This window comes from Pseudomonas sp. P20 (assembly GCF_016463925.1).
GTDB lineage: Bacteria > Pseudomonadota > Gammaproteobacteria > Pseudomonadales > Pseudomonadaceae > Pseudomonas > Pseudomonas aeruginosa.
Map to the genome: position 1 here is coordinate 209,724 of NZ_JAEMVM010000014.1, position 21,028 is coordinate 230,751.

21 protein-coding genes and 1 pseudogene are annotated in these 21,028 nt (G+C 66.9%); 12 read left to right on the plus strand and 10 right to left on the minus strand.

What is annotated here, in order from left to right; translation table 11 throughout:
* Window positions 1-7: 7 nt before the first annotated feature.
* The 3 genes from JHD77_RS20015 to JHD77_RS20025 all read right to left on the minus strand — a co-directional run bounded on the left by JHD77_RS20015 (window position 8) and on the right by JHD77_RS20025 (window position 3,149).
* A complete protein-coding gene (locus JHD77_RS20015) occupies window positions 8-682 on the minus strand; it encodes a class I SAM-dependent methyltransferase (RefSeq protein ID WP_003100350.1) in 675 nt (224 codons plus the stop codon).
* On the minus strand, window positions 682-1,590 hold the full coding sequence (locus tag JHD77_RS20020; protein WP_004349552.1) for a siderophore-interacting protein: 909 nt from the start codon (window positions 1,588-1,590) through the stop codon (window positions 682-684). Before JHD77_RS20020 ends, JHD77_RS20015 begins: the two co-directional genes overlap by 1 nt.
* 134 nt (window positions 1,591-1,724) lie before the next feature.
* Window positions 1,725-3,149, minus strand: a complete 1,425-nt coding sequence (locus JHD77_RS20025; protein ID WP_003100354.1) for an aminotransferase-like domain-containing protein — start codon at window positions 3,147-3,149, stop codon at window positions 1,725-1,727.
* Between the two features lie 179 nt (window positions 3,150-3,328).
* On the opposite strand from JHD77_RS20025, the gene JHD77_RS20030 reads away from it, so the two are divergent.
* Window positions 3,329-3,583, plus strand: coding sequence for a DUF1127 domain-containing protein (locus JHD77_RS20030; protein ID WP_003100355.1), 255 nt, complete (start codon window positions 3,329-3,331; stop codon window positions 3,581-3,583).
* The gene (locus JHD77_RS20035) at window positions 3,580-3,837 is read left to right on the plus strand and encodes a hypothetical protein (RefSeq protein ID WP_003100357.1); all 258 of its coding nucleotides are present in this window, start codon (window positions 3,580-3,582) and stop codon (window positions 3,835-3,837) included. The genes JHD77_RS20030 and JHD77_RS20035 overlap by 4 nt, the downstream gene beginning before the upstream one ends.
* A 74-nt stretch (window positions 3,838-3,911) precedes the next feature.
* Here the strand turns inward: JHD77_RS20035 and JHD77_RS20040 are convergent, their stop codons facing one another.
* Together JHD77_RS20040 and JHD77_RS20045 are read right to left on the minus strand one after the other, a co-directional pair.
* A complete protein-coding gene (locus JHD77_RS20040; RefSeq protein WP_003118549.1) occupies window positions 3,912-4,211 on the minus strand; it encodes a winged helix-turn-helix domain-containing protein in 300 nt (99 codons plus the stop codon).
* Between the two features lie 23 nt (window positions 4,212-4,234).
* Complete coding sequence (locus tag JHD77_RS20045; protein ID WP_003100361.1) at window positions 4,235-4,708, minus strand: Lrp/AsnC family transcriptional regulator; 474 nt, start codon at window positions 4,706-4,708, stop codon at window positions 4,235-4,237.
* Between the two features lie 132 nt (window positions 4,709-4,840).
* Between JHD77_RS20045 and JHD77_RS20050 the strand changes: the two genes are divergently transcribed.
* Both JHD77_RS20050 and JHD77_RS20055 read left to right on the plus strand, forming a co-directional pair.
* On the plus strand, window positions 4,841-5,233 hold the full coding sequence (locus JHD77_RS20050) for a hypothetical protein (protein ID WP_003088646.1): 393 nt from the start codon (window positions 4,841-4,843) through the stop codon (window positions 5,231-5,233).
* Window positions 5,234-5,386: 153 nt separating this feature from the next.
* Window positions 5,387-6,388 carry a bile acid:sodium symporter family protein gene (locus tag JHD77_RS20055; RefSeq protein ID WP_031756576.1) on the plus strand — a complete coding sequence of 334 codons (1,002 nt, stop codon included), beginning with the start codon at window positions 5,387-5,389 and terminating at the stop codon, window positions 6,386-6,388.
* 54 nt (window positions 6,389-6,442) lie between these two features.
* On the opposite strand, the gene gorA is transcribed toward JHD77_RS20055, so the two are convergent.
* Window positions 6,443-7,798, minus strand: coding sequence for a glutathione-disulfide reductase (gorA, locus tag JHD77_RS20060; RefSeq protein ID WP_003100366.1), 1,356 nt, complete (start codon window positions 7,796-7,798; stop codon window positions 6,443-6,445).
* A gap of 144 nt (window positions 7,799-7,942) precedes the next feature.
* On the opposite strand from gorA, the gene JHD77_RS20065 reads away from it, so the two are divergent.
* Complete coding sequence (locus JHD77_RS20065) at window positions 7,943-8,320, plus strand: VOC family protein (protein WP_049950157.1); 378 nt, start codon at window positions 7,943-7,945, stop codon at window positions 8,318-8,320.
* A 224-nt stretch (window positions 8,321-8,544) separates the two neighbouring features.
* On the opposite strand, the gene galU is transcribed toward JHD77_RS20065, so the two are convergent.
* Window positions 8,545-9,384, minus strand: coding sequence for a UTP--glucose-1-phosphate uridylyltransferase GalU (gene galU / locus JHD77_RS20070; protein WP_003088639.1), 840 nt, complete (start codon window positions 9,382-9,384; stop codon window positions 8,545-8,547).
* A gap of 47 nt (window positions 9,385-9,431) precedes the next feature.
* Window positions 9,432-10,793, minus strand: a complete 1,362-nt coding sequence (locus JHD77_RS20075; protein WP_003120202.1) for a UDP-glucose 6-dehydrogenase — start codon at window positions 10,791-10,793, stop codon at window positions 9,432-9,434.
* Between the two features lie 153 nt (window positions 10,794-10,946).
* Between JHD77_RS20075 and JHD77_RS20080 the strand changes: the two genes are divergently transcribed.
* A complete protein-coding gene (locus JHD77_RS20080) occupies window positions 10,947-11,171 on the plus strand; it encodes a DUF3203 family protein (RefSeq protein ID WP_003120203.1) in 225 nt (74 codons plus the stop codon).
* A gap of 5 nt (window positions 11,172-11,176) precedes the next feature.
* On the opposite strand, the pseudogene mexZ reads toward JHD77_RS20080, so the two are convergent.
* Window positions 11,177-11,804 (minus strand): annotated as a pseudogene (mexZ, locus tag JHD77_RS20085) (efflux pump transcriptional repressor MexZ).
* Window positions 11,805-11,968: 164 nt separating this feature from the next.
* Here mexZ and mexX point away from each other — a divergent pair.
* The 3 genes from mexX to JHD77_RS20100 are packed head-to-tail and all read left to right on the plus strand — an operon-like array spanning window position 11,969 to window position 16,530.
* Window positions 11,969-13,156, plus strand: a complete 1,188-nt coding sequence (mexX, locus tag JHD77_RS20090; protein WP_031756572.1) for a multidrug efflux RND transporter periplasmic adaptor subunit MexX — start codon at window positions 11,969-11,971, stop codon at window positions 13,154-13,156.
* Between the two features lie 18 nt (window positions 13,157-13,174).
* Window positions 13,175-16,312, plus strand: coding sequence for a multidrug efflux RND transporter permease subunit MexY (gene mexY, locus JHD77_RS20095; protein ID WP_003088621.1), 3,138 nt, complete (start codon window positions 13,175-13,177; stop codon window positions 16,310-16,312).
* Window positions 16,312-16,530 carry a hypothetical protein gene (locus JHD77_RS20100; protein WP_003100379.1) on the plus strand — a complete coding sequence of 73 codons (219 nt, stop codon included), beginning with the start codon at window positions 16,312-16,314 and terminating at the stop codon, window positions 16,528-16,530. The genes mexY and JHD77_RS20100 overlap by 1 nt, the downstream gene beginning before the upstream one ends.
* Window positions 16,531-16,552: 22 nt before the next feature.
* Here JHD77_RS20100 and JHD77_RS20105 read toward each other — a convergent pair whose 3' ends face one another.
* Window positions 16,553-17,482 carry an SdiA-regulated domain-containing protein gene (locus tag JHD77_RS20105; RefSeq protein WP_003088602.1) on the minus strand — a complete coding sequence of 310 codons (930 nt, stop codon included), beginning with the start codon at window positions 17,480-17,482 and terminating at the stop codon, window positions 16,553-16,555.
* 192 nt (window positions 17,483-17,674) lie between these two features.
* Here JHD77_RS20105 and liuR point away from each other — a divergent pair, with 192 nt between their 5' ends.
* The 3 genes from liuR (at window position 17,675) to liuB (ending at window position 21,021) form a co-directional block, all read left to right on the plus strand.
* Window positions 17,675-18,079 carry a liu genes transcriptional regulator LiuR gene (gene liuR / locus JHD77_RS20110; protein ID WP_031756570.1) on the plus strand — a complete coding sequence of 135 codons (405 nt, stop codon included), beginning with the start codon at window positions 17,675-17,677 and terminating at the stop codon, window positions 18,077-18,079.
* A 48-nt stretch (window positions 18,080-18,127) separates the two neighbouring features.
* Window positions 18,128-19,291, plus strand: a complete 1,164-nt coding sequence (gene liuA, locus JHD77_RS20115; RefSeq protein WP_003100385.1) for an isovaleryl-CoA dehydrogenase — start codon at window positions 18,128-18,130, stop codon at window positions 19,289-19,291.
* 122 nt (window positions 19,292-19,413) lie between these two features.
* Window positions 19,414-21,021 carry a methylcrotonyl-CoA carboxylase subunit beta gene (gene liuB / locus JHD77_RS20120; protein WP_003100387.1) on the plus strand — a complete coding sequence of 536 codons (1,608 nt, stop codon included), beginning with the start codon at window positions 19,414-19,416 and terminating at the stop codon, window positions 21,019-21,021.
* Window positions 21,022-21,028 lie beyond the last annotated feature (7 nt).

Sequence of the window (21,028 nt, forward strand, 5' to 3'; positions counted from 1 at the left end):
GGCATCCTCAGCCGGCGCGGAAGGCGATCCAGGCCTGGTAGCCCACGGCCTGGAAATAGCGGCTGGGCAGGACGAAGCCGGTGTCTTCCAGCAGTTCGCCGAGGCGCTGCTCGGACAACGGATCGAAATCCTCGCGCAAGCGTTGCAGCATGCCGTCGCTGTCCTCCGGGGAAAGCCCGGCCAAGCGGCAGGCTTCGGCCTGCACCGGACGTTCGAAGGCGTCCCGGGCTTCCATCAGGTTGGCCAGCAGCAACGGCGCCGCTGGCGCCAGACGCTCGGCGACCGCCTCGAGAAAGCGCCGCTTGGCCTGGTCGCCGCGCAGGAAATGCAGCACCAGCAGGACCAGCGCCGCATCGCAAGGCGGCGCAGGCGGTAGCCCGGCGACGTCGCCGCAGTGCAGCTCGATCCGCTCCAGCAGGCCGAGCCTGGCGCAGCGCTGGCGGGCCAGGGCGAGCATGTCGGCCGACAGGTCCGCCGCGACGAAACGCCAGCCTGGACGCAACCCGGCCAGCTCCGCCAGTTCGCCGCCGGCGCCGCAGCCGACGCTGAGCAGGCGCGCCCGTTCCGGCAGACGGGCCAGCAACTGCGCGCGACTGAGCAGGTGCAGCAACTCGTAGCCCGGCAACAGGCGGCCGATCCGCGTCTCGTAGCCGTCCGCCTGTTTCCCGACGAAGCGGCCCATCAGTCGAACACCTTGCCCAGGCGCCAATAGCCCATCAGGGTCAGATGACGCTTGTCGATACCGCGCTCCTGCACCAGGTAGCGCCGGATCGCCATCACCGCCGCCGACTCGCCGGCGACCCAGGCGTAGAAACTGCCGCTCTCGGGGCTCGCCAGTTCCCAGAGGATCTCCTCGTCGATATCGATGTCCTCCAGCTCCTGGGCCGCACCCCCCGCCACCTCGCGCTCCGGCAGCCGCGCCTGGCGCGCCGCCTCGATCATCCGCTCGCCGTTGCGCGAATGGATGCCGGCCTGGTGGCGCGGCAGCCAGTGCAGGCGCGCAGCGGGAATCGCCGGCAGGTCGAGGATGTCGGCTTCTCCCGGCACTTCGAGAAAGGCCTCGACCACCGGCGGCTCGGCTTCGCCGGCCAGCTCCTCGAGAATTCCCGCCACCGCGGGCAAGGCGGTTTCGTCGGCGATCAGCAGGATATGGCGGACGCCAGCCGGCGGCTTCCATTCGTAGCCGCCGGGGTCATCGCCGTATTGCCGGTTGGGCGCGGCCAGTTGCAGGCGGTCGCCGATCCGCGCGTGGGTCGCCCAGGCCGAGGCCGGGCCGTTCTCGCCGTGGAGGACGAACTCCACGTCGACCTCCTCCTGCTCGGCGCGCAGCGCACGGATGGTGTAGGTACGCATCGGCGGCCGGCGAGCCGGCTCGACGCTGCGATAGGCCTGGTACCACTCGCTGCCACCGGGCAGGCTGGGCGGCTGGCCGCTGGCATCGGGGAAGAAGATCTTGATCCGCTGGTCGGCGGCCAGGGTCTTCATCTCGGCGACCTCCGGGCCGCCGAAGACGAAGCGGGTCAGCGCCGGGCTGAGTTGCTCGCGGCGCTTGAGTTCGACATTGAACAGACGATAGGCGGGTTGCGACATGACGATGGTCTCCTGGTGACCGGCGCCCAGCGGCGCCGGCGGATGCATGCATCAGGCAACTCTAGCAAACAATGCGAATGATTAGCATTTGCTATTTGTGCAATCGTCGACTGCGTCGAAAGCACGACTGCCGCTCAGGCCTCGCAAGGCTCCAGCAGCTCGCAAGCGCTCTCCCCTACTCGCCTGACCGCCTGCTCGATGGCCGGGGTCGGCAACGCCGCGTAGTTCATCCGCAGGCAGTTCCGGTACTTGCCGGAAGCGGAGAAGATGCAGCCCACCGCGACTTGTACGCCGCGGTTGCGCAAGGCCTTGTCCAGGCGCAGGGTGTCGAACGCCTCGTCCAGTTCGACCCAGAGCAGGAAACCGCCCTGGGGCCGGCTGGCGCGGGTGCCCTCCGGGAAATAGCGCGCCACCCAGTCGATCATCAGGTCGCGTCCGCGCTGGTACTGGGCGCGCATGCGCCGCAAGTGCGGCTCGTAGTGGCCGTTGCCGATGAATTCGGCGATCGCCAGTTGCGGTTGCAGGGCGCTGGCGCCGGTACTGATGTACTTCATGTGCAGCACGCGGTCGGCGTAGCGCCCGGGTACCATCCAGCCGATCCGCAGGCCCGGCGCCAGGACCTTGGAGAACGACCCGCAGAGCAGCACCCGGCCATCGTCGTCGTACGACTTGATGGTGCGCGGGCGCGGATAGGTGTAGGCCAGGTCGCCATAGACATCGTCCTCGATGATCGCCACGTCGTAGCGCTGGGCCAGGGCCAGCAGCGCCCGCTTGCGCGACTCGGGCATGATGTAGCCGAGCGGGTTGTTGCAGTTCGGGGTCACCTGGATGGCCTTGATCGGCCACTGTTCCAGCGCCAGTTCGAGGGCTTCCAGGCTGATGCCGTTGACCGGATCGGTGGGGATCTCCAGGGCCTTCATGCCGAGGCCTTTCAGCGATTGCATGGCGCCATGGAAGCTCGGCGATTCCACCGCGACGATGTCGCCCGGTTCGCACACCGCGCGGATGCTCACCGACAGGGCCTCGTGGCAGCCGGTGGTGATCACCACGTCGCTGGCGGTGGCTCGACAGCCGGAGTCCACCAACAGGCGGGCGACTTCCTCGCGCAGCAACGGCGAGCCGTGGATCCCGTCGTAGGCCAGCGCACGGGCGTCGGCGTGGCGGTTGAGCCGGGCCAGGCTGCGGGTCAGCGGTTTCAGCGAAGGGCTGGAGATGTCCGGCATGCCGCGGCCGAGCTGGACCACGTCCGGCCGCGGTACCGTGCTGACCAGGGCCAGCACCTGCTCCCATTGCGAGATTTCCACCGGCCGCTGGGCCAGGCGGGCGATCGCCGGCAGCGGCGGCATCTGTCGCGCGACCGGTACGAAATAGCCGGACTTCGGCCGCGGCTCGGCCAGCCCGCGATCTTCCAGCAGCCTGTATGCCTGTTGCACGGTGCTCAGGCTGACGCCGTGCTCGATGCTCATGGCCCGCACCGAGGGCAGCCGGTCGCCCGGACGGTAGAGGCCCTGTTCGATGCGCGAACCGAGGGTCTCGGCGAGTTGCAGATAAAGGGTCATGAGCGGGACTCCAGGGTGAGCGAAAGCGGGACCGGTACAGATGGTGGCGAAATCCACCATTCAGGCCGGGGAGCGCTTGATCTGTATGCAGTCAACCCACCTTTTCTGGACCTGTACGGAACAGCGCGCGATGGCCATTCTATCTCCGTCGTCCAGCCGATCAATATGGAGTACGCAGCATGACGCGACTCAGTGCGAAATCCGAGCGCCGCCAACGCCTCGATGGCCCCTTCCCACTCGCCGCGATGGACAACCTGGCGCAGGCCCTGCGTCGCGGCTATCGCCTGGCCCGGCAACGCCAGCTGACCCGGCGCGCGCTGCTGGACCTGGAAGCGGCGGAACTGAAGGATATCGGCCTGAGCGCCGAGCAGGCCCGCGAGGAAGCCTCGCTGGCGTTCTGGCAGGCAGGAAAATCCGGCGGGAGGAAGGCATGATCCGCTGTCGCAACTGTGGCGAACGCCCAGCCAGCGAAGGGCATATCTGTATGGTCTGCAAGCGCCGATCCGACATCGACCCATACAAGGCGCTGATCGCCATGGCCCTGCTGGTCTACTGCGGCGTCAGCCTGGCGGCCTACCTCAAGCCGCATATGCCGGCACCGCCGCCTACCGCCGGCAGCAGCGTCCAGCCCGCCGAGGAGCTGGCCCAGCGCGCCCGCCAGGCCACCCTGGAACAGCGCGGCATCTGAAGAACGCATGCTCGGGAGGGGAGGCAGTTTGAGCCCCTCCTTCTTTTATATGCCTGTGGCCGCCAGCGCGTGGCTCATTCCGCCGGATACTCCAGCGCCGCCGCGATTCGCCGATGCTGCTCGACCACCCACTCCCGCCGTACCGCCCCCCAGTCGCGGATGACATAGCCGCCCTGGTGGTTGCGCGCACCCTCCCGCTGCTCGAACTCGCAGACGATGTCCAGTTCCTCCAGCGCGGCGATGGTGTCCTGTGCGGTACGCCGGGGCATGCCGGTGGCGGCCATGATCTCCGGCACGCTGGCGGTGCCGCTGTCGATCAGGTAGGCGACGTAGAGGCGGCGGTAGAAGCTGGACTTGGTCTTGCTGATGGTCATGGGCAGGCGTTCTCCGGGAAGGCTCAGGGAGCGAGCAGGGGCAAGGTAGTGGTGGATTTGATTTCCGACAAGGCGACGATGGAGTTCACTTCCTGGATGCCCGGCACCGCCGACAGTTTCTCGAAGAAAAAGCGTTCGTAGGATTCGATATCGCGGGTGACGATACGCAGCATGAAGTCCACCGCGCCCATCAGTACGTGGCACTCCAGCACCTCGGGAAACTGGTGCATCGCCTCGGCGAAATCGGTGAGGTTCTTGCGCCCATGGGCGTTGAGCTTGATCTGGGCGAATACCTGGGTATTCAGGCCGATCTTCTTGCGGTCGAGCAGGGTCACCTGCTTGCGGATCACCCCCTCCTCCTTCAGGCGCTGGATGCGCCGCCAGCAGGGCGACTGGGAAAGTCCGATGCGCTCGGCAATCTCGGCGGTGGAAAGCGAGGATTCCTCCTGCAGCAACGCAAGAATACGCTGATCGTAGATATCCAATGGAATGGACATAAATATTCCCTACAAAGAAAAATATAGGAATCAAGTATGCACATATAGCGCAAAATCACGCAAAAACAGGAGAAAAAATCCGGCACGCCTCTGGGAGAATTTCTCTCGTCGAAACACTGCCTGGAGCGTCACATGTCAACCCTCGCCCCCCTTTTCCTGGCCAAACACCCTGACGGCGAAGAACGCCAGGTGATCCGCCCGAACGTCTGGGAAACCTCCTGCGCAGATACCGAGACCCTGTCGATCTTCCATATCGAGGGCATGGCCGATCCGGACCTGCTGTGCCGGGTGCTCAACCTGTTCGCCGTGCAATCCTTCACCCCGGAGCGGGTTCGCGCCGACCGCGAGGACCACAAGATCCGCCTGCTGCTGACCTTCCCCGGCCTCAGCCAGCACCGCGCCAGCGTGATCGCGGAGAAGCTGCGCTCGCTGGTCACCGTGCTCGCCGTCCGCCTGGAGTTCTCTCCCCATGCCGGCAAGGTCCGTCCCAGCGTCAGCGAGCCGCTGCTGGCCAGCGTCGTCTGAGCCCCTCGGGGCGGCGCGGCGGCCGCCCTGTCCATTCGGCGTCATCGGCTGGCCTTCTGGCGTTAGCCGGTCGCCCAGCCCATGGCTACAGTGCAGGTTCGCCAGGCAGCCAGAAGACTGCCATGTGTTCCCCCGATCCTGCAGAGCGTGCCCATGTCCCGACCGCGTTTCCTTCCGGATAACTTCACCCTGGCGCTGATCGCCACCGTCCTTCTCGCCACTTTCCTGCCCTGCAGCGGCCAGACCGCCGTGGTCTTCGAATGGGTGACCAACATCGGCATCGGCCTGCTGTTCTTCCTCCACGGCGCCAAGCTGTCGCGCCAGGCGATCATCGCCGGCATGACCCACTGGCGCCTGCACCTGCTGGTGTTCGCCTGCACCTTCGTGATGTTCCCGCTGCTCGGCCTGGCGCTGAAACCGGCACTGTCGCCGATGGTCACCCCGGAGCTGTACCTCGGCATCCTGTTCCTCTGCGCCCTGCCGGCCACGGTGCAATCCTCCATCGCCTTCACCTCGCTGGCGCGCGGCAACGTGCCGGCAGCGGTATGCAGCGCTTCCGTGTCGAGCCTGCTCGGCGTATTCCTTACCCCGCTGCTGGTCAAGCTGCTGCTCGGCGCCGAAGGCGAGACCGGCAACGCGCTGGACGCCATCGGCAAGATCACCCTGCAACTGCTGGTACCCTTCATCGCTGGCCAGGTCCTGCGGCGCTGGATCGGCACCTGGGTGGAGCGCAACAAGCCGGTGCTGCGCTATGTCGACCAGGGCTCGATCCTGCTGGTGGTCTACACCGCCTTCAGCGCCGCGGTGATCCAGGGCCTGTGGCACGAAGTACCCTGGCTGGCGCTGCTCGGCCTGACCGTCGCCTGCTGCGTGATCCTCGCCCTGGCCCTGGTGCTGACCACGGTGCTGGCGCGACACCTGGGCTTCAGCAAGGAAGACGAGATCACCATCGTCTTCTGCGGTTCGAAGAAGAGCCTGGCCACCGGCGTGCCCATGGCCAAGGTGCTGTTCGCCACCAGTGCGGTGGGACCGATGGTGTTGCCGCTGATGCTGTTCCACCAGATCCAGCTGATGGTCTGCGCGGTGCTCGCGCAACGCTACGCCAGGCGCCGCGACGACGCAGCGGCGGCGCTGGCCGAGGCCCCCTCGCGCTGAGCGCGAAAATGAAAGAAGCCGGCCCAGGGGCCGGCTTCTTCGTTCAGACGCGGCTCAGCGCGTCGGCGTGCGCAGGGTGACGAACTCTTCCGCCGCGGTCGGGTGGATGCCGATGGTCTCGTCGAACGCCTGCTTGGTCGCCCCGGCCTTCATCGCCACCGCGATACCCTGGAGGATCTCGCCGGCCTCGGCGCCGACCATGTGGCAGCCCAGCACCCTGTCGTCGTGGGCATCCACGACCAGCTTCATCAGGGTCTTTTCCTGGTCGTCGGTAAGGGTCAGCTTCATCGGCCGGAAGCGGCTCTCGAAGATCTTCACCTTGTGCCCGGCGCTCAGCGCCTCCTCCTCGGTCAGGCCGACGGTGCCGATGTTGGGCAGGCTGAACACCGCGGTGGGAATCAACTTGTAGTCCACCGGGCGATACTCCTCCGGCTTGAACAATCGCCGTGCCACCGCCATGCCCTCGGCCAGCGCCACGGGGGTCAACTGGACGCGACCGATCACGTCACCGAGGGCGAGGATCGACGGCTCGCTGGTCTGGTAGTGCTCGTCGACCGCGATGAAGCCCTTGTCGGTCAGCTTCACAGCTGTGTTTTCCAGGCCCAGGTCGTCCAGCATCGGCCGCCGCCCGGTGGCGTAGAACACGCAGTCCGCCTCCAGCACCCGGCCGTCCTTGAGGGTCGCGGCCAGGCTGCCATCGGCCTGTTTGTCGATACGGGCGATGTCGCTGTTGAACTGCAGGTCCAGGCCCTTCTTGCCCAATTCGTCGCGCAGATGCTCGCGGACGCTGCGGTCGAAGCCGCGCAGGAACAGGTCGCGACGGTAGAGCAAGGTGGTCTCGGCGCCGAGCCCGTTGAAGATCGAGGCGAACTCGACGGCGATGTAGCCGCCGCCGACCACCAGCACGCGGCGCGGCAGGCGCTCGAGGAAGAACGCTTCGTTGGAGGTGATCGCGTGTTCCTTGCCGGGAATGTCCGGCACCTGCGGCCAGCCACCGGTGGCAACGAGAATGTGCTTGGCGCTGAAGCGCTGGCCGTCCACCTCGACGCTGTGCGCATCGAGCAGACGGGCGTGACCTTCGAGCAAGGTCACCCCGCTGTTCACCAGCAGGTTGCGGTAGATCCCGTTGAGCCGCTGGATCTCGCGGTTCTTGTTGCCGATCAGGGTCGCCCAGTCGAACTGCGCCTCGCCGGCGCTCCAGCCATAGGCCCGGGCCTGCTCGAAGTCCTCGCTGAAATGCGCGCCATAGACCAGCAGCTTCTTCGGCACGCAGCCGACGTTGACGCAGGTGCCACCCAGGTAGCGACTCTCCGCCACCGCGACACGGGCACCGAAGCCGGCGGCGAAGCGGGCGGCGCGTACGCCCCCTGAGCCGGCGCCGATGACGAACAGATCGAAATCGAAAGACATGTTCCTACTCCTGGATCAGATGCGTTCCAGCATAACCCATTCACCAGCGTCGGCTCCCGCCGGATCGACGCAGAAACCTGTCGAAACGGCTCAGCACAGGGCCTGGCAGGCGATGGGCTATGCTTGTCCGTGGAGGTAAGCGCGATGTCCCCCACCCTCACCCACCTGGCGCTGCACGTCCCCGACCTCGACGCCTGCATCGCCTTCTACGAAACCTTCTGCGGCATGCGGGTGATCCACCGGCGCCCCGGCAAAGGCTCGCAGATCGTCTGGATGGCCGAACCCGGCCAGGAACAACGCTTCATCTTCGTCATCATGCCCGGCGGCCAGCCGCGCAACCTGGCCAGCGACGATTACAGTCATTTCGGCTTCGCCCTCTCCAGCCGCGCCGCGGTAGACGATCTGGCGCGCCGCGCCGAGGCCGCCGGCTGCCTGGTCTGGGCGCCGCGCGACGAGCCCTATCCGGTCGGCTACTACTGCGGCCTGCGCGATCCCGCGGGCAACTATGTGGAGTTCAGCTAAGGCCAGCCGCTGGGGCCGGGTTCCGAGGCACTGCCGATTCCCTGACCGGGCGCGGAGACGCCGCGTGGCCCGGGCCAGGCTGGCGGGGTTATTCGCCCGACGCCAACAACGCCACGCCCGCCGACAGCTCAGGTAGGGCGGATACCCCCATGGCCGTTCGCCCCATACGAAAAACGCCGCGCCCCCATCGGGGACGCGGCGTTCTTCATCGAGAACGGCGAGGCTCAGTGAGCCTTGCCGGTCTTGTAGAGGTTTTCGTAGCAGAAGTTGGTCGCCTCGATGTAACCCTCGGCGCTGCCGCAGTCGAAACGCTTGCCCTTGAACTTGTAGGCCAGCACGCAGCCGTCCTGGGCCTGCTTCATCAGGGCATCGGTGATCTGGATCTCGCCGCCCTTGCCCGGTTCAGTCTGCTCGATCAGGTCGAAGATGTCCGGGGTCAGGATGTAGCGGCCGATGATCGCCAGGTTCGACGGCGCCTCTTCCGGCTTCGGCTTCTCGACCATGGTGTTCACCCGGAAGATATCGTCGCGGATCATCTCGCCGGCGATCACGCCGTACTTGTTGGTCTCTTCCGGCGGCACTTCCTGGATCGCCACGATGGAGCAGCGGAACTGGTTGTACAGCTTGACCATCTGCTTCAGCACGCTGTCGCCTTCGAGGTTCAGGCACAGGTCGTCGGCCAGGACCACGGCGAACGGCTCGTCGCCGATCAGCGGACGACCGGTGAGGATGGCGTGGCCGAGGCCCTTCATCTCCACCTGGCGGGTGTAGGCGAAGGTGCACTCGTCGATCAGCCGACGGATGCCGACCAGGTACTTTTCCTTGTCGGTGTTGCGGATCTGGTGTTCCAGCTCGTAGCTGATGTCGAAGTGGTCTTCCAGCGAACGCTTGCCGCGGCCGGTGACGATGCCGATCTCGGAAAGGCCGGCTTCCAGCGCCTCCTCCACCGCGTACTGGATCAGCGGCTTGTTCACCACCGGCAGCATTTCCTTGGGCATGGCCTTGGTGGCCGGGAGGAAACGAGTGCCGTAACCGGCGGCCGGGAAAAGACATTTCTTGATCATGAGAATCCTTCGACATGGACGAAGTATGCGGATGGCGCGCAGTCTAATCAGGCTGCGCTCGCCTTACAATGCCCGGCCCTTGGACGTCCTATGCCCTGGTAGATGAAGCCCAGTTCCGCCATCCGCGCCGGTGCGTAGAGATTCCGACCGTCGACCAACAGGGGAGTTCGCATGGATCCACGGATTTTCTGGAAGTCCGGCTGGCGGAACTGTTTCCACTCGGTCACCAGCACCAGGGCATCGGCGCCCTCGACGGCGGCGTAGGGCGAGTCGTGGAGCGTCAATCGGGCGCAGGCCACAGCTTCCGGATAGCGTGCCGCGACCCCGGCGTTGGCCACCGGATCATGGGCCCTGACCCGCACCCCGTGGCGCAGCAGCGCCTCCAGCAGGACCAGGCTCGGCGCCTCGCGCAGGTCGTCGGTACCCGGCTTGAAGGCCAGCCCCCAGAGCGCCACCGTGCGCCCTTGCCAGCGTCCCTGGAACAGCTCGCCGAGGGTCTCGAAGAGCAGCTCCTTCTGCCGCGCGTTGCGCGCTTCCACCGCGCGCAGTATCTGGCTGTCGTAGCCCTGCTGCTCGGCGCTGCGGATCAGCGCGCGGACGTCCTTGGGAAAGCACGAGCCGCCGTAGCCGCAGCCGGCGTAGATGAAATGGGTGCCGATGCGCTTGTCGCTACCCATGCCGCGGCGCACGTCCTCGATGTCGACGCCGGTGAGGGCGCACAGCCCGGCCATCTCGTTCATGAAGGAAATCTTGGTGGCGAGGAAGGCATTGGCCGCGTACTTGCTGAACTCGGCCTCGCGACGCCCCATCAGCAGGACCCGCTCGTGATTGCGCAGGAACGGCGCGTAGAGCTGGCGCAGGGTTTCCCCGGCCTGCGCCTCGGCGCTGCCGATGATGACCCGGTCCGGGCGCCTGAAATCGTCCACCGCCGAGCCTTCCTTGAGGAACTCCGGATTGCTCGCCACCGCTACCCGGAAGCGCTTGCGCCGGCGCGCCAGGCCCAGGCGGATGATCTCTTCGACCCGTTCGGCGGTGCCCACCGGCACGGTCGACTTGTTGACCACGATGCAGGCCTGGCGCAGTTGCGCGCCAAGTTGCTCGGCGACCGCCAGCACGTGGCTGAGGTCGGCCGAGCCGTCCTCGCCGCACGGCGTGCCGACGGCGATGAACACCACTTCGGCGTCGGCCAGGCCTTCCGCCAGGCTGGCGGTGAAGGTCAGGCGGGCGGCGTCCAGCTGATCGCGCAGGATGCTTTCCAGGCCCGGTTCGTAGATCGGCATCTCGCCGCGTCTCAGCCGCGCGACCCGCTCGCGGTCACGCTCCACGCAACGCACCTGGTTGCCCATCTCGGCGAAACAGGCCGCCGTCACCAGTCCCACATAGCCCGCACCAATCACGCATAGCCGCATGGCGTCGTCCTCCGCTGGCCTCGCCCTCTCTCTGCGGACGATTGCAGCCAAGCGCGGTGGCAGGCGCGTGACGCTGGCGTGAAGCTACCGTGACAGAACCCGCGCGGATGCCCGGGGTCCACCCAAGGTAGGCGGAAAAAACAGGAGGCTCCCATGTCCATCGACATCGATTCGGAACAAGGCGTCTGCAGCGTGGAGATCGAAGGCAGCCGGCATCGCGCGCCGGTCGACAGCCTGCGCATCGGTACCGACGCCGAGGCGCGCCTGTCGGTGCTCTACATCGACGGCAAGCGCCTGCACATCAGCGAGGAAGACGCCCAGCGGCTGGTGGTCGCCGGCGCCGAGGACCAGCGCAGGCACCTGATGGCGGACGATTGACGCCCTCAGGCGTCCGCCAGCAACAGGTAGGGAGAACTGCGCAGGCTGTCGAGGCCGGCGCGGAACATGCGTTCGGCGCGGTTCCAGGGATCGTCGCGCAGGCGCTCGGTCCAGGCCAGGGTGCCGCAGATGCCGTCCCAGAGCGATTGCAGATAGATGCTGGCCAGCTCGACGTCCAGCCGCGCCGGCAGTTCGCCGCGCTCCACCGCCCGGCGGATCTGCCGGAGGCCGAAGCGTTGCCCCTGCTTCTCGAGCAGCTCGCGGCGGCGCAACAGCGGCTCGTTCTCGTCGCTGCGTTCGCACTTGAGGTAGAGGATCTCCAGCACCCGCTGCACCGAACCGGGCTCGCAGCACTGACGGAGAAAGCCCATGCCGGCGCGCAGGAGGATATCCAGCGCCGGCACCCTGGCGTTTTCGTCGGGTACCTCGATCTGGCCGAAGGCGCCACATCGCCAGGCAGACCTCGATCTTGTTCTTGTAGTGGCCGTAGACCGCACCGCGAGAAACCCCGGCGGCGTCCGCCAGGTCGGCCATGGCAGTAGTGCCCACGCCCTTTTCCAGGAAAACCCGCTCGGCGGCATCGAGTATGCCGTCGCGGGTTTTCTGGGATTCCTCTTTGGTTTTCCTGGCCACTGAACGTCCTCACAAGGGAAAGGCGCCGCAGATCATAAGGATATGTTACAGAAACGCCAATTAATTAATCACTCATGATTGATTATATGCTACTGTCGCGCCGCTCGTGAGTTGCGGTGCCCTTTCCCGGGCAAGCTCGCGAGTTCACGAATCGAGGGACACCCATGCACATCCAATGGACCGGCTCGCTGCGCGGGCTGCTGGCGGCCCTGGTCGCCCTATTCCTGCTGGGCTGCGAAGAAGCAGCGGACGCCGGGAAGACTGCGGAGGCCCCCGCCGAGGTCGGCGTGATCGTCGCCAGGCCGGCGCCTATCGGCATCACCAGCGAGCTGCCCGGACGCCTGGAAGCGTACCGCCAGGCTGAAGTGCGGGCGCGCGTCGCCGGCATCGTCACCCGTCGCCTGTACGAGGAAGGCCAGGACGTCCGCGCCGGCACCGTGCTGTTCCAGATCGACCCTGCGCCCTTGAAGGCGGCCCTGGACATCAGCCGCGGCGCCCTGGCCCGGGCCGAGGCCAGCCACGCGGCGGCGGCCGACAAGCTCAAGCGCTACGCCGACCTGATCAAGGACCGCGCCATCAGCGAACGCGAGTACACCGAAGCGCAGACCGACGCGCGCCAGGCCCTGGCGCAGATCGCCTCGGCCAAGGCCGAACTGGAGCAGGCCCGCCTGCGCCTGGGCTACGCCACGGTCACCGCGCCGATCGACGGCCGCGCGCGGCGCGCGCTGGTCACCGAAGGCGCGCTGGTCGGCGAGGACTCGCCGACACCGCTGACCCGCGTCGAGCAGATCGATCCGATCTACGTGAACTTCTCCCAGCCGGCCGGCGAAGTCGCCGCCATGCAGCGGGCGATCCGCGAAGGCCAGGTGAAGGGTGTCGCCGACAAGGACATCGCCGTGCGCCTGGTCCTGGCCGACGGCAGCGAGTACCCGCTGGCCGGCGAGCTGCTGTTCTCCGACCTGGCGGTCGACCCCGGCACCGACACCATCGCCATGCGTGCCCTGTTCCGCAATCCGCATCGCGAATTGCTGCCCGGCGGCTACGTGCAGGTGCGCCTGCAGCGCGCGGTGAACCCGCAGGCGATCACCGTCCCGCGCGACGCGCTGATCCGTACCGCCCAGTCCGCCGTGGTCAAGGTGGTCAACCCAAAGGGCTTGGTGGAAGACGTGGAGGTCCGCGCCGACACCCTGCAGGGCCGCGACTGGATCATCAGCCGCGGGCTCAAGGGCGGCGAGTGGGTGATCGTCGAGAACGCCGCCCAGCATGCCGCCGGCTCCAGCGTCCAGGCGGTGGTCCGCCAGCCGGCCAGCGCCGACGCCCCCTCACCGCTGGCCGCCTCGCCGGCGGGCTAGTGACGGAGAACGCTACGAATGGCTCGTTTCTTCATTGACCGGCCGGTCTTCGCCTGGGTGATCTCCCTGCTGATCGTGCTCGCCGGGGTCCTGGCGATCCGCTTCCTGCCGGTCGCCCAGTACCCGGACATCGCGCCGCCGGTGGTCAACGTCAGCGCCAGCTATCCCGGCGCCTCGGCCAAGGTGGTCGAGGAAGCGGTGACCGCGATCATCGAGCGCGAGATGAACGGCGCGCCCGGCCTGCTCTACACCAAGGCCACCAGCAGCACCGGCCAGGCCTCGCTGACCCTGACCTTCCGCCAGGGCGTGAACGCCGACCTCGCCGCGGTGGAAGTGCAGAACCGCCTGAAGATCGTCGAGTCGCGCCTGCCCGAATCGGTGCGGCGCGACGGCATCTACGTGGAGAAGGCGGCGGACAGCATCCAGCTGATCGTTACCCTTACCTCCTCCAGCGGCCGCTACGACGCCATGGAGCTGGGCGAGATCGCCTCGTCCAACGTGTTGCAGGCGCTGCGCCGGGTGGAGGGCGTGGGCAAGGTCGAGACCTGGGGCGCCGAGTACGCCATGCGCATCTGGCCCGACCCGGCCAAGCTGACCTCGATGAACCTCAGCGCCAGCGACCTGGTCAACGCCGTGCGCCGGCACAACGCCCGCCTCACCGTGGGCGACATCGGCAACCTCGGGGTCCCCGACTCGGCGCCGATCAGCGCCACGGTGAAGGTCGACGACACCCTGGTGACGCCCGAGCAGTTCGGCGAAATTCCGCTGCGCATCCGCGCCGACGGCGGCGCGATCCGCCTGCGCGACGTGGCCCGCGTCGAGTTCGGCCAGAGCGAGTACGGCTTCGTCTCGCGGGTCAACCAAATGACCGCCACCGGCCTGGCGGTGAAGATGGCGCCCGGCTCCAACGCGGTGGCCACCGCCAAGCGCATCCGCGCCACCCTCGACGAGCTGTCGCGCTACTTCCCGGAGGGCGTGAGCTACAACATCCCCTATGACACCTCGGCGTTCGTCGAGATCTCGATCAGGAAGGTGGTCAGCACCCTGCTCGAGGCGATGCTGCTGGTGTTCGCCGTGATGTACCTGTTCATGCAGAACTTCCGCGCCACCCTGATCCCGACACTGGTGGTGCCGGTGGCCCTGCTGGGCACCTTCACGGTGATGCTCGGCCTGGGCTTCTCGATCAACGTGCTGACCATGTTCGGCATGGTCCTGGCGATCGGCATCCTGGTGGACGACGCGATCATCGTGGTGGAGAACGTCGAGCGGCTGATGGCCGAGGAAGGCCTGTCGCCGCACGACGCCACGGTCAAGGCGATGCGCCAGATCAGCGGGGCCATCGTCGGCATCACCGTGGTGCTGGTCTCGGTGTTCGTGCCGATGGCGTTCTTCAGCGGCGCGGTGGGCAACATCTACCGCCAGTTCGCGGTGACCCTGGCGGTCTCCATCGGCTTCTCGGCGTTCCTCGCGCTGTCGCTGACCCCGGCCCTGTGCGCCACCCTGCTGCGCCCGATCGACGCCGACCACCATGAGAAGCGCGGCTTCTTCGGCTGGTTCAACCGCGCCTTCCTGCGCCTGACCGGACGCTACCGCAACGCGGTGGCCGGCATCCTCGCCCGGCCGATCCGCTGGATGCTGGTCTACGCCCTGGTCATCGGCGTGGTCGCCCTGCTCTTCGTGCGCCTGCCGCAGGCGTTCCTGCCGGAAGAGGACCAGGGCGACTTCATGATCATGGTGATGCAGCCCGAAGGCACGCCGATGGCGGAGACCATGGCCAACGTCGGCGACGTCGAGCGCTACCTGGCGGAGCACGAACCGGTGGCCTACGCCTATGCGGTCGGCGGCTTCAGCCTGTACGGCGACGGCACCAGCTCGGCGATGATCTTCGCCACCCTGAAGGACTGGTCGGAACGCCGGGAGGCCAGCCAGCACGTCGGCGCCATCGTCGAGCGCATCAACCAGCGCTTCGCCGGCCTGCCCAACCGTACGGTGTATGCGATGAACTCGCCGCCGCTGCCGGACCTGGGTTCCACCAGCGGCTTCGACTTCCGCCTGCAGGACCGTGGCGGGGTTGGCTACGAGGCCCTGGTCAAGGCCCGCGACCAGTTGCTGGCGCGCGCCGCCGAGGACCCGCGTCTGGCCAACGTGATGTTCGCCGGCCAGGGCGAGGCGCCGCAGATCCGCCTGGACATCGACCGGCGCAAGGCGGAGACCCTCGGCGTGAGCATGGACGAGATCAACACCACCCTGGCGGTGATGTTCGGCTCGGACTACATCGGCGACTTCATGCACGGCAGCCAGGTGCGCAAGGTGGTGGTCCAGGCCGACGGCGCCAAGCGCCTGGGCATCGACGACATCGGCCGGCTTCACGTGCGCAACGAGCAGGGCGAGATGGTGCCGCTGGCGACGTTCGCCAAGGCCGCCTGGACCCTCGGCCCGCCGCAACTGACCCGCTACAACGGCTATCCCTCGTTCAACCTCGAGGGCCAGGCCGCGCCGGGCTACAGCAGCGGCGAAGCCATGCAGGCGATGGAGCAATTGATGCAGGGACTGCCCGAGGGCATCGCCCACGAGTGGTCCGGCCAGTCCTTCGAAGAACGCCTGTCCGGCGCCCAGGCGCCGGCGCTGTTCGCCCTCTCGGTGTTGATCGTGTTCCTCGCCCTGGCCGCCCTCTACGAAAGCTGGTCGATCCCGCTGGCGGTGATCCTGGTGGTGCCGCTGGGCGTACTCGGCGCACTGCTCGGGGTGAGCCTGCGCGGTCTGCCCAACGACATCTACTTCAAGGTCGGCCTGATCACCATCATCGGCCTCTCGGCGAAGAACGCCATCCTCATCATCGAGGTGGCCAAGGACCATTACCAGGAAGGCATGAGCCTGCTGCAGGCGACCCTGGAGGCCGCGCGCCTGCGCCTGCGACCGATCGTCATGACCTCGCTGGCGTTCGGTTTCGGCGTGGTCCCGCTGGCGCTCTCCAGCGGCGCCGGTTCCGGCGCCCAGGTCGCCATCGGCACCGGGGTGCTCGGCGGGATCGTCACCGCCACGGTACTCGCGGTGTTCCTGGTACCGCTGTTCTTCCTGGTGGTCGGGCGCCTGTTCCGGTTGCGCAAGGCGCCGCGCACCGGCAACTCGCCCCAGATCCCCACGGAGCAAGCCTGATGCCCCTAGCGAAACTCTCGCTCCCCACCCTGGCACTGTGCGTCGGGCTGCTCGGCGCCTGCTCGCCGACGCCTCGCCAGCCGCGCGCGGCCCCCATCGTTCCGGCCAACGGCCCCGACCTTCGGGGCAAGCTGGACGACTGGCAACAGCAGTTCACCGACCCGCTGCTGCGACAGATGATCGGCTACGCGCCGGCGCTATCCGGCGCGCAAGCCTGAATTCCGCCGTCCTTTTCCCACCCTAGTCGGCCGCTGGCAGCGCTCGGCTGAAGCGGTAGAACAGGTTCGGCTCGCTGACCACGTACAGGCTGCCCCGGTCGTCCATCGCCAACCCTTCGGCCTGCGGCACGTCGTCCGTCAGGCCATGGTTGCCGCCACGCAGGGTCAGGCTGCCGAGCGGATCCCCGGCGCGATCCAGTTCGATGACCACCCGCGACTCGTCGGAAAGCACCAGCAGGTGATCGCTGGCCTTGTCGTAGTAGAGGCTCGACAGATCGGTGAGGAACAACCCGCGATCGCGCTGCGGGTCGCCGCCGACGCTCAGGTCGAGCGCCTCGCCGCGGTCGTTGAAGAAGCCGTTTACCTCGATGATGCCCACCGGCGCCTTTTCCCGGGCCACGAACAGGCGCTCGCGCAGCGGGTCGTAGGCCAACCCCTCGAAGCCCTTGTTGCGCTTGTTTGCACTGCCCAAGGAGAACTTCCGGGCGTTGCGCGGATCGTCGATGTCGATCACCCGGGTGTCGGCGTCGACATGGATCTCCACCAGGCGTTGGCGACGCTCCTCGGCGACCACGTAGACGCCGGGCCGGATGTACTCGATAGCCTCCGGATCCTGGAAACCGCGCAGGGGGATGCGTCGCAGCAATTCGCCGTCCAGCGACAGCTCGAGGAAATGCGGGTCCTGGTTGGTCACGCTGACCAGGCTGCGCCGGCTGGGGTCGAAGGACAGCGCCGACACGTTGGACTCCGCGCCCAGCACGCGGGCTTCGATATCGACCCGATAGTCGGCCAGGCGCAGGGCGTTCTCGCGCGCAACATCGCCGCCGTAGCGCTGCTCCAGCTTGAACCAGATTCGCTCGAACGCGCGCTGCTGCTGGCCCGCCACCAGCAGCGCAAGCAACGCGGCGAGCAGGCAAGCCAGCAGCGTCCTGTAGGTCATCAGCCGACTCATCGTTACGACTCCTCCGAGAAACACAGTGTTCGGCGAAGCAGAACAGAGCCATCCGCGCCCTTTCATGAGGCGCCGATTAAATCTTTCTGACAAGCATCTTTCACGGCTGTCATTTTTCCCCCGTTCCAGGCGTTGACAGGATTTCGGCGCAGCTTTACGTTAACGTAAAGGTAAACAAGCAGGTGCCAGCGCATGTCCATCACCTACACCATCTCCGATCTCGCCCGCGAACTGGACATCACCACCCGCGCCATCCGCTTCTACGAGGAGCAAGGCCTGCTCTCCCCCGAGCGACGCGGCCAGGAACGCATCTATTCGCCGCGCGACAAGGTCAGCCTGAAGCTGATCCTGCGCGGCAAGCGCATCGGTTTTTCCCTCGCCGAATGCCGCGAACTGATCGAGCTCTACGACCCGGACCCGAGCAGCGGCAACCAGAAGCAGTTGAACACCATGCTGGAGAAGATCGCCGAGCGCCGCGCCCAGCTGGAACAACAGTTGCTGGACATCGAACAGATGCAGCTGGAACTGGATACTGCCGAGGAGCGCTGTCGAGCGGCGCTTATCAAAAGCTTTAACAAACAGACAGTTGAAACATAAACCTCATTCAAAGCTTTAAACCGGACAAGCACAATTACAGGTGAAAGCATGACCTATCCCAGCCTCAACTTCGCCCTCGGCGAAACCATCGACATGCTCCGCGACCAGGTGCGCGGCTTCGTCGCCGCCGAACTGCAGCCGCGCGCCGCGCAGATCGACCAGGACAATCAGTTCCCCATGGACATGTGGCGCAAGTTCGGCGAGATGGGCCTGCTCGGCATCACCGTCGACGAAGAGTACGGCGGTTCGGCGCTGGGCTACCTGGCCCACGCCGTGGTCATGGAAGAGATCAGCCGGGCCTCGGCTTCGGTGGCGCTCTCCTATGGCGCGCATTCCAACCTCTGCGTCAACCAGATCAAGCGCAACGGCAACGCCGAACAGAAGGCCCGCTACCTGCCGGCCCTGGTATCCGGCGAACACATCGGTGCGCTGGCGATGAGCGAACCCAACGCCGGCTCCGACGTGGTCTCGATGAAGCTGCGCGCGGACCGGGTCGGCGACCGCTTCGTTCTCAACGGCAGCAAGATGTGGATCACCAACGGTCCCGATGCCCATACCTATGTGATCTACGCCAAGACCGACGCGGACAAGGGCGCGCACGGGATCACCGCGTTCATCGTCGAGCGCGACTGGAAAGGCTTCAGTCGCGGGCCGAAGCTGGACAAGCTGGGCATGCGCGGCTCGAACACCTGCGAACTGATCTTCCAGGACGTCGAGGTACCCGAGGAGAACGTCCTCGGCGCGGTCAACGGCGGGGTCAAGGTACTGATGAGCGGCCTCGACTACGAGCGCGTGGTGCTTTCCGGCGGCCCGGTGGGAATCATGCAGGCGTGCATGGACGTGGTGGTGCCGTACATCCATGACCGCCGCCAGTTCGGCCAGAGCATCGGCGAATTCCAGCTGGTCCAGGGCAAGGTGGCCGACATGTACACCGCCCTCAACGCCAGCCGCGCCTACCTGTACGCCGTGGCCGCCGCCTGCGACCGCGGCGAGACGACCCGCAAGGACGCCGCCGGGGTGATCCTCTACAGCGCCGAGCGCGCCACCCAGATGGCCCTGGACGCGATCCAGATCCTCGGCGGCAACGGCTACATCAACGAGTTTCCCACCGGCCGCCTGTTGCGCGACGCCAAGCTCTACGAGATCGGCGCCGGCACCAGCGAGATCCGCCGCATGCTGATCGGCCGCGAGCTGTTCAACGAAACCCGCTGAAGCCTCGCTCTTCCCGGCCCTTTTCCGCCAGGGAGAGGGCATTCCATTGCATCGACAGGCGCATCGCCAGGTCGGGAGCGGGCGCCAACCGCTTCCGCCCACCTCGACACGGAGCCACCGCCATGGCCATCCTGCACACCCAGATCAATCCACGCTCCGCCGAGTTCGCGGCCAACGCCGCGACCATGCTGGAACAGGTCAACGCCCTGCGCACCCTCCTCGGCCGCATCCACGAAGGCGGCGGTAGCGCCGCCCAGGCCCGGCACAGCGCGCGCGGCAAGCTGCTGGTGCGCGAACGCATCAACCGCCTGCTCGACCCCGGCTCGCCGTTCCTCGAGCTTTCCGCCCTCGCCGCCCACGAAGTCTACGGCGAAGAGGTCGCCGCCGCCGGCATCGTCGCCGGGATCGGCCGGGTCGAAGGGGTGGAATGCATGATCGTCGGCAACGATGCCACGGTGAAGGGCGGCACCTACTATCCGCTGACCGTGAAGAAGCACCTGCGGGCCCAGGCCATCGCCCTGGAGAACCGCCTGCCATGCATCTACCTGGTGGACTCTGGCGGCGCCAACCTGCCGCGCCAGGACGAGGTGTTCCCCGACCGCGAGCACTTCGGCCGGATCTTCTTCAACCAGGCCAACATGAGTGCCCGCGGCATCCCGCAGATCGCCGTGGTCATGGGCTCCTGCACCGCCGGCGGGGCCTACGTGCCGGCGATGTCCGACGAAACCGTGATGGTGCGCGAACAGGCCACCATCTTCCTCGCCGGGCCGCCGCTGGTGAAGGCCGCTACCGGCGAGGTGGTCAGCGCCGAGGAACTTGGCGGCGCCGACGTGCACTGCAAGGTCTCAGGGGTCGCCGACCACTATGCCGAGGACGATGACCATGCCCTGGCCATCGCCCGCCGCTGCGTCGCCAACCTCAACTGGCGCAAGCAGGGCCAGCTGCAATGCCGTGCACCGCGCGCGCCGCTGTACCCCGCCGAGGAGCTGTACGGGGTGATTCCCGCCGACAGCAAGCAGCCCTACGACGTGCGCGAAGTGATCGCACGACTGGTGGACGGCTCCGAGTTCGACGAGTTCAAGGCGCTGTTCGGCACCACCCTGGTCTGCGGCTTCGCCCACCTGCACGGCTATCCGATCGCCATCCTGGCCAACAACGGGATCCTCTTCGCCGAGGCTGCGCAGAAAGGCGCGCACTTCATCGAACTGGCCTGCCAGCGTGGCATCCCGCTGCTGTTCCTGCAGAACATCACCGGTTTCATGGTCGGCCAGAAGTACGAGGCTGGCGGCATCGCCAAGCACGGCGCCAAGCTGGTGACCGCGGTGGCCTGCGCGCGGGTGCCGAAGTTCACCGTGCTGATCGGCGGCAGCTTCGGCGCCGGCAACTACGGCATGTGCGGACGCGCCTACGACCCGCGCTTCCTGTGGATGTGGCCGAACGCGAGGATCGGCGTGATGGGCGGCGAACAGGCCGCCGGGGTGCTCGCCCAGGTCAAGCGCGAGCAGGCCGAGCGCGCCGGCCAGCAGCTCGGCGTCGAAGAGGAGGCGAAGATCAAGGCGCCGATCCTCGAGCAGTACGAGCACCAGGGCCATCCCTACTACTCCAGCGCGCGACTGTGGGACGACGGCGTGATCGATCCGGCGCAGACCCGCGAGGTGCTCGCCCTGGCGCTTTCCGCCGCCCTCAACGCCCCCATCGAGCCGACCGCCTTCGGCGTGTTCCGCATGTGACGAGCAG

Excerpts from the sequence above, each read along its gene's own strand:
- JHD77_RS20020 (WP_004349552.1), bottom strand. The coding sequence starts at position 1,590 with ATGTCGCAACCCGCCTATCGTCTGTTCAATGTCGAACTCAAGCGCCGC.
- mexY (WP_003088621.1), top strand. The coding sequence starts at position 13,175 with ATGGCTCGTTTCTTCATTGACCGGCCGGTCTTCGCCTGGGTGATCTCC.
- mexX (WP_031756572.1), top strand. The coding sequence starts at position 11,969 with ATGCACATCCAATGGACCGGCTCGCTGCGCGGGCTGCTGGCGGCCCTG.
- JHD77_RS20050 (WP_003088646.1), top strand. The coding sequence starts at position 4,841 with ATGTCAACCCTCGCCCCCCTTTTCCTGGCCAAACACCCTGACGGCGAA.
- JHD77_RS20035 (WP_003100357.1), top strand. The coding sequence starts at position 3,580 with ATGATCCGCTGTCGCAACTGTGGCGAACGCCCAGCCAGCGAAGGGCAT.
- JHD77_RS20080 (WP_003120203.1), top strand. The coding sequence starts at position 10,947 with ATGTCCATCGACATCGATTCGGAACAAGGCGTCTGCAGCGTGGAGATC.
- JHD77_RS20105 (WP_003088602.1), bottom strand. The coding sequence starts at position 17,482 with ATGAGTCGGCTGATGACCTACAGGACGCTGCTGGCTTGCCTGCTCGCC.
- JHD77_RS20055 (WP_031756576.1), top strand. The coding sequence starts at position 5,387 with ATGTCCCGACCGCGTTTCCTTCCGGATAACTTCACCCTGGCGCTGATC.
- liuA (WP_003100385.1), top strand. The coding sequence starts at position 18,128 with ATGACCTATCCCAGCCTCAACTTCGCCCTCGGCGAAACCATCGACATG.
- JHD77_RS20025 (WP_003100354.1), bottom strand. The coding sequence starts at position 3,149 with ATGACCCTTTATCTGCAACTCGCCGAGACCCTCGGTTCGCGCATCGAA.
- galU (WP_003088639.1), bottom strand. The coding sequence starts at position 9,384 with ATGATCAAGAAATGTCTTTTCCCGGCCGCCGGTTACGGCACTCGTTTC.
- JHD77_RS20045 (WP_003100361.1), bottom strand. The coding sequence starts at position 4,708 with ATGTCCATTCCATTGGATATCTACGATCAGCGTATTCTTGCGTTGCTG.
- JHD77_RS20075 (WP_003120202.1), bottom strand. The coding sequence starts at position 10,793 with ATGCGGCTATGCGTGATTGGTGCGGGCTATGTGGGACTGGTGACGGCG.
- JHD77_RS20100 (WP_003100379.1), top strand. The coding sequence starts at position 16,312 with ATGCCCCTAGCGAAACTCTCGCTCCCCACCCTGGCACTGTGCGTCGGG.
- JHD77_RS20040 (WP_003118549.1), bottom strand. The coding sequence starts at position 4,211 with ATGACCATCAGCAAGACCAAGTCCAGCTTCTACCGCCGCCTCTACGTC.
- gorA (WP_003100366.1), bottom strand. The coding sequence starts at position 7,798 with ATGTCTTTCGATTTCGATCTGTTCGTCATCGGCGCCGGCTCAGGGGGC.
- liuR (WP_031756570.1), top strand. The coding sequence starts at position 17,675 with ATGTCCATCACCTACACCATCTCCGATCTCGCCCGCGAACTGGACATC.
- JHD77_RS20065 (WP_049950157.1), top strand. The coding sequence starts at position 7,943 with ATGTCCCCCACCCTCACCCACCTGGCGCTGCACGTCCCCGACCTCGAC.
- JHD77_RS20015 (WP_003100350.1), bottom strand. The coding sequence starts at position 682 with ATGGGCCGCTTCGTCGGGAAACAGGCGGACGGCTACGAGACGCGGATC.
- liuB (WP_003100387.1), top strand. The coding sequence starts at position 19,414 with ATGGCCATCCTGCACACCCAGATCAATCCACGCTCCGCCGAGTTCGCG.
- JHD77_RS20030 (WP_003100355.1), top strand. The coding sequence starts at position 3,329 with ATGACGCGACTCAGTGCGAAATCCGAGCGCCGCCAACGCCTCGATGGC.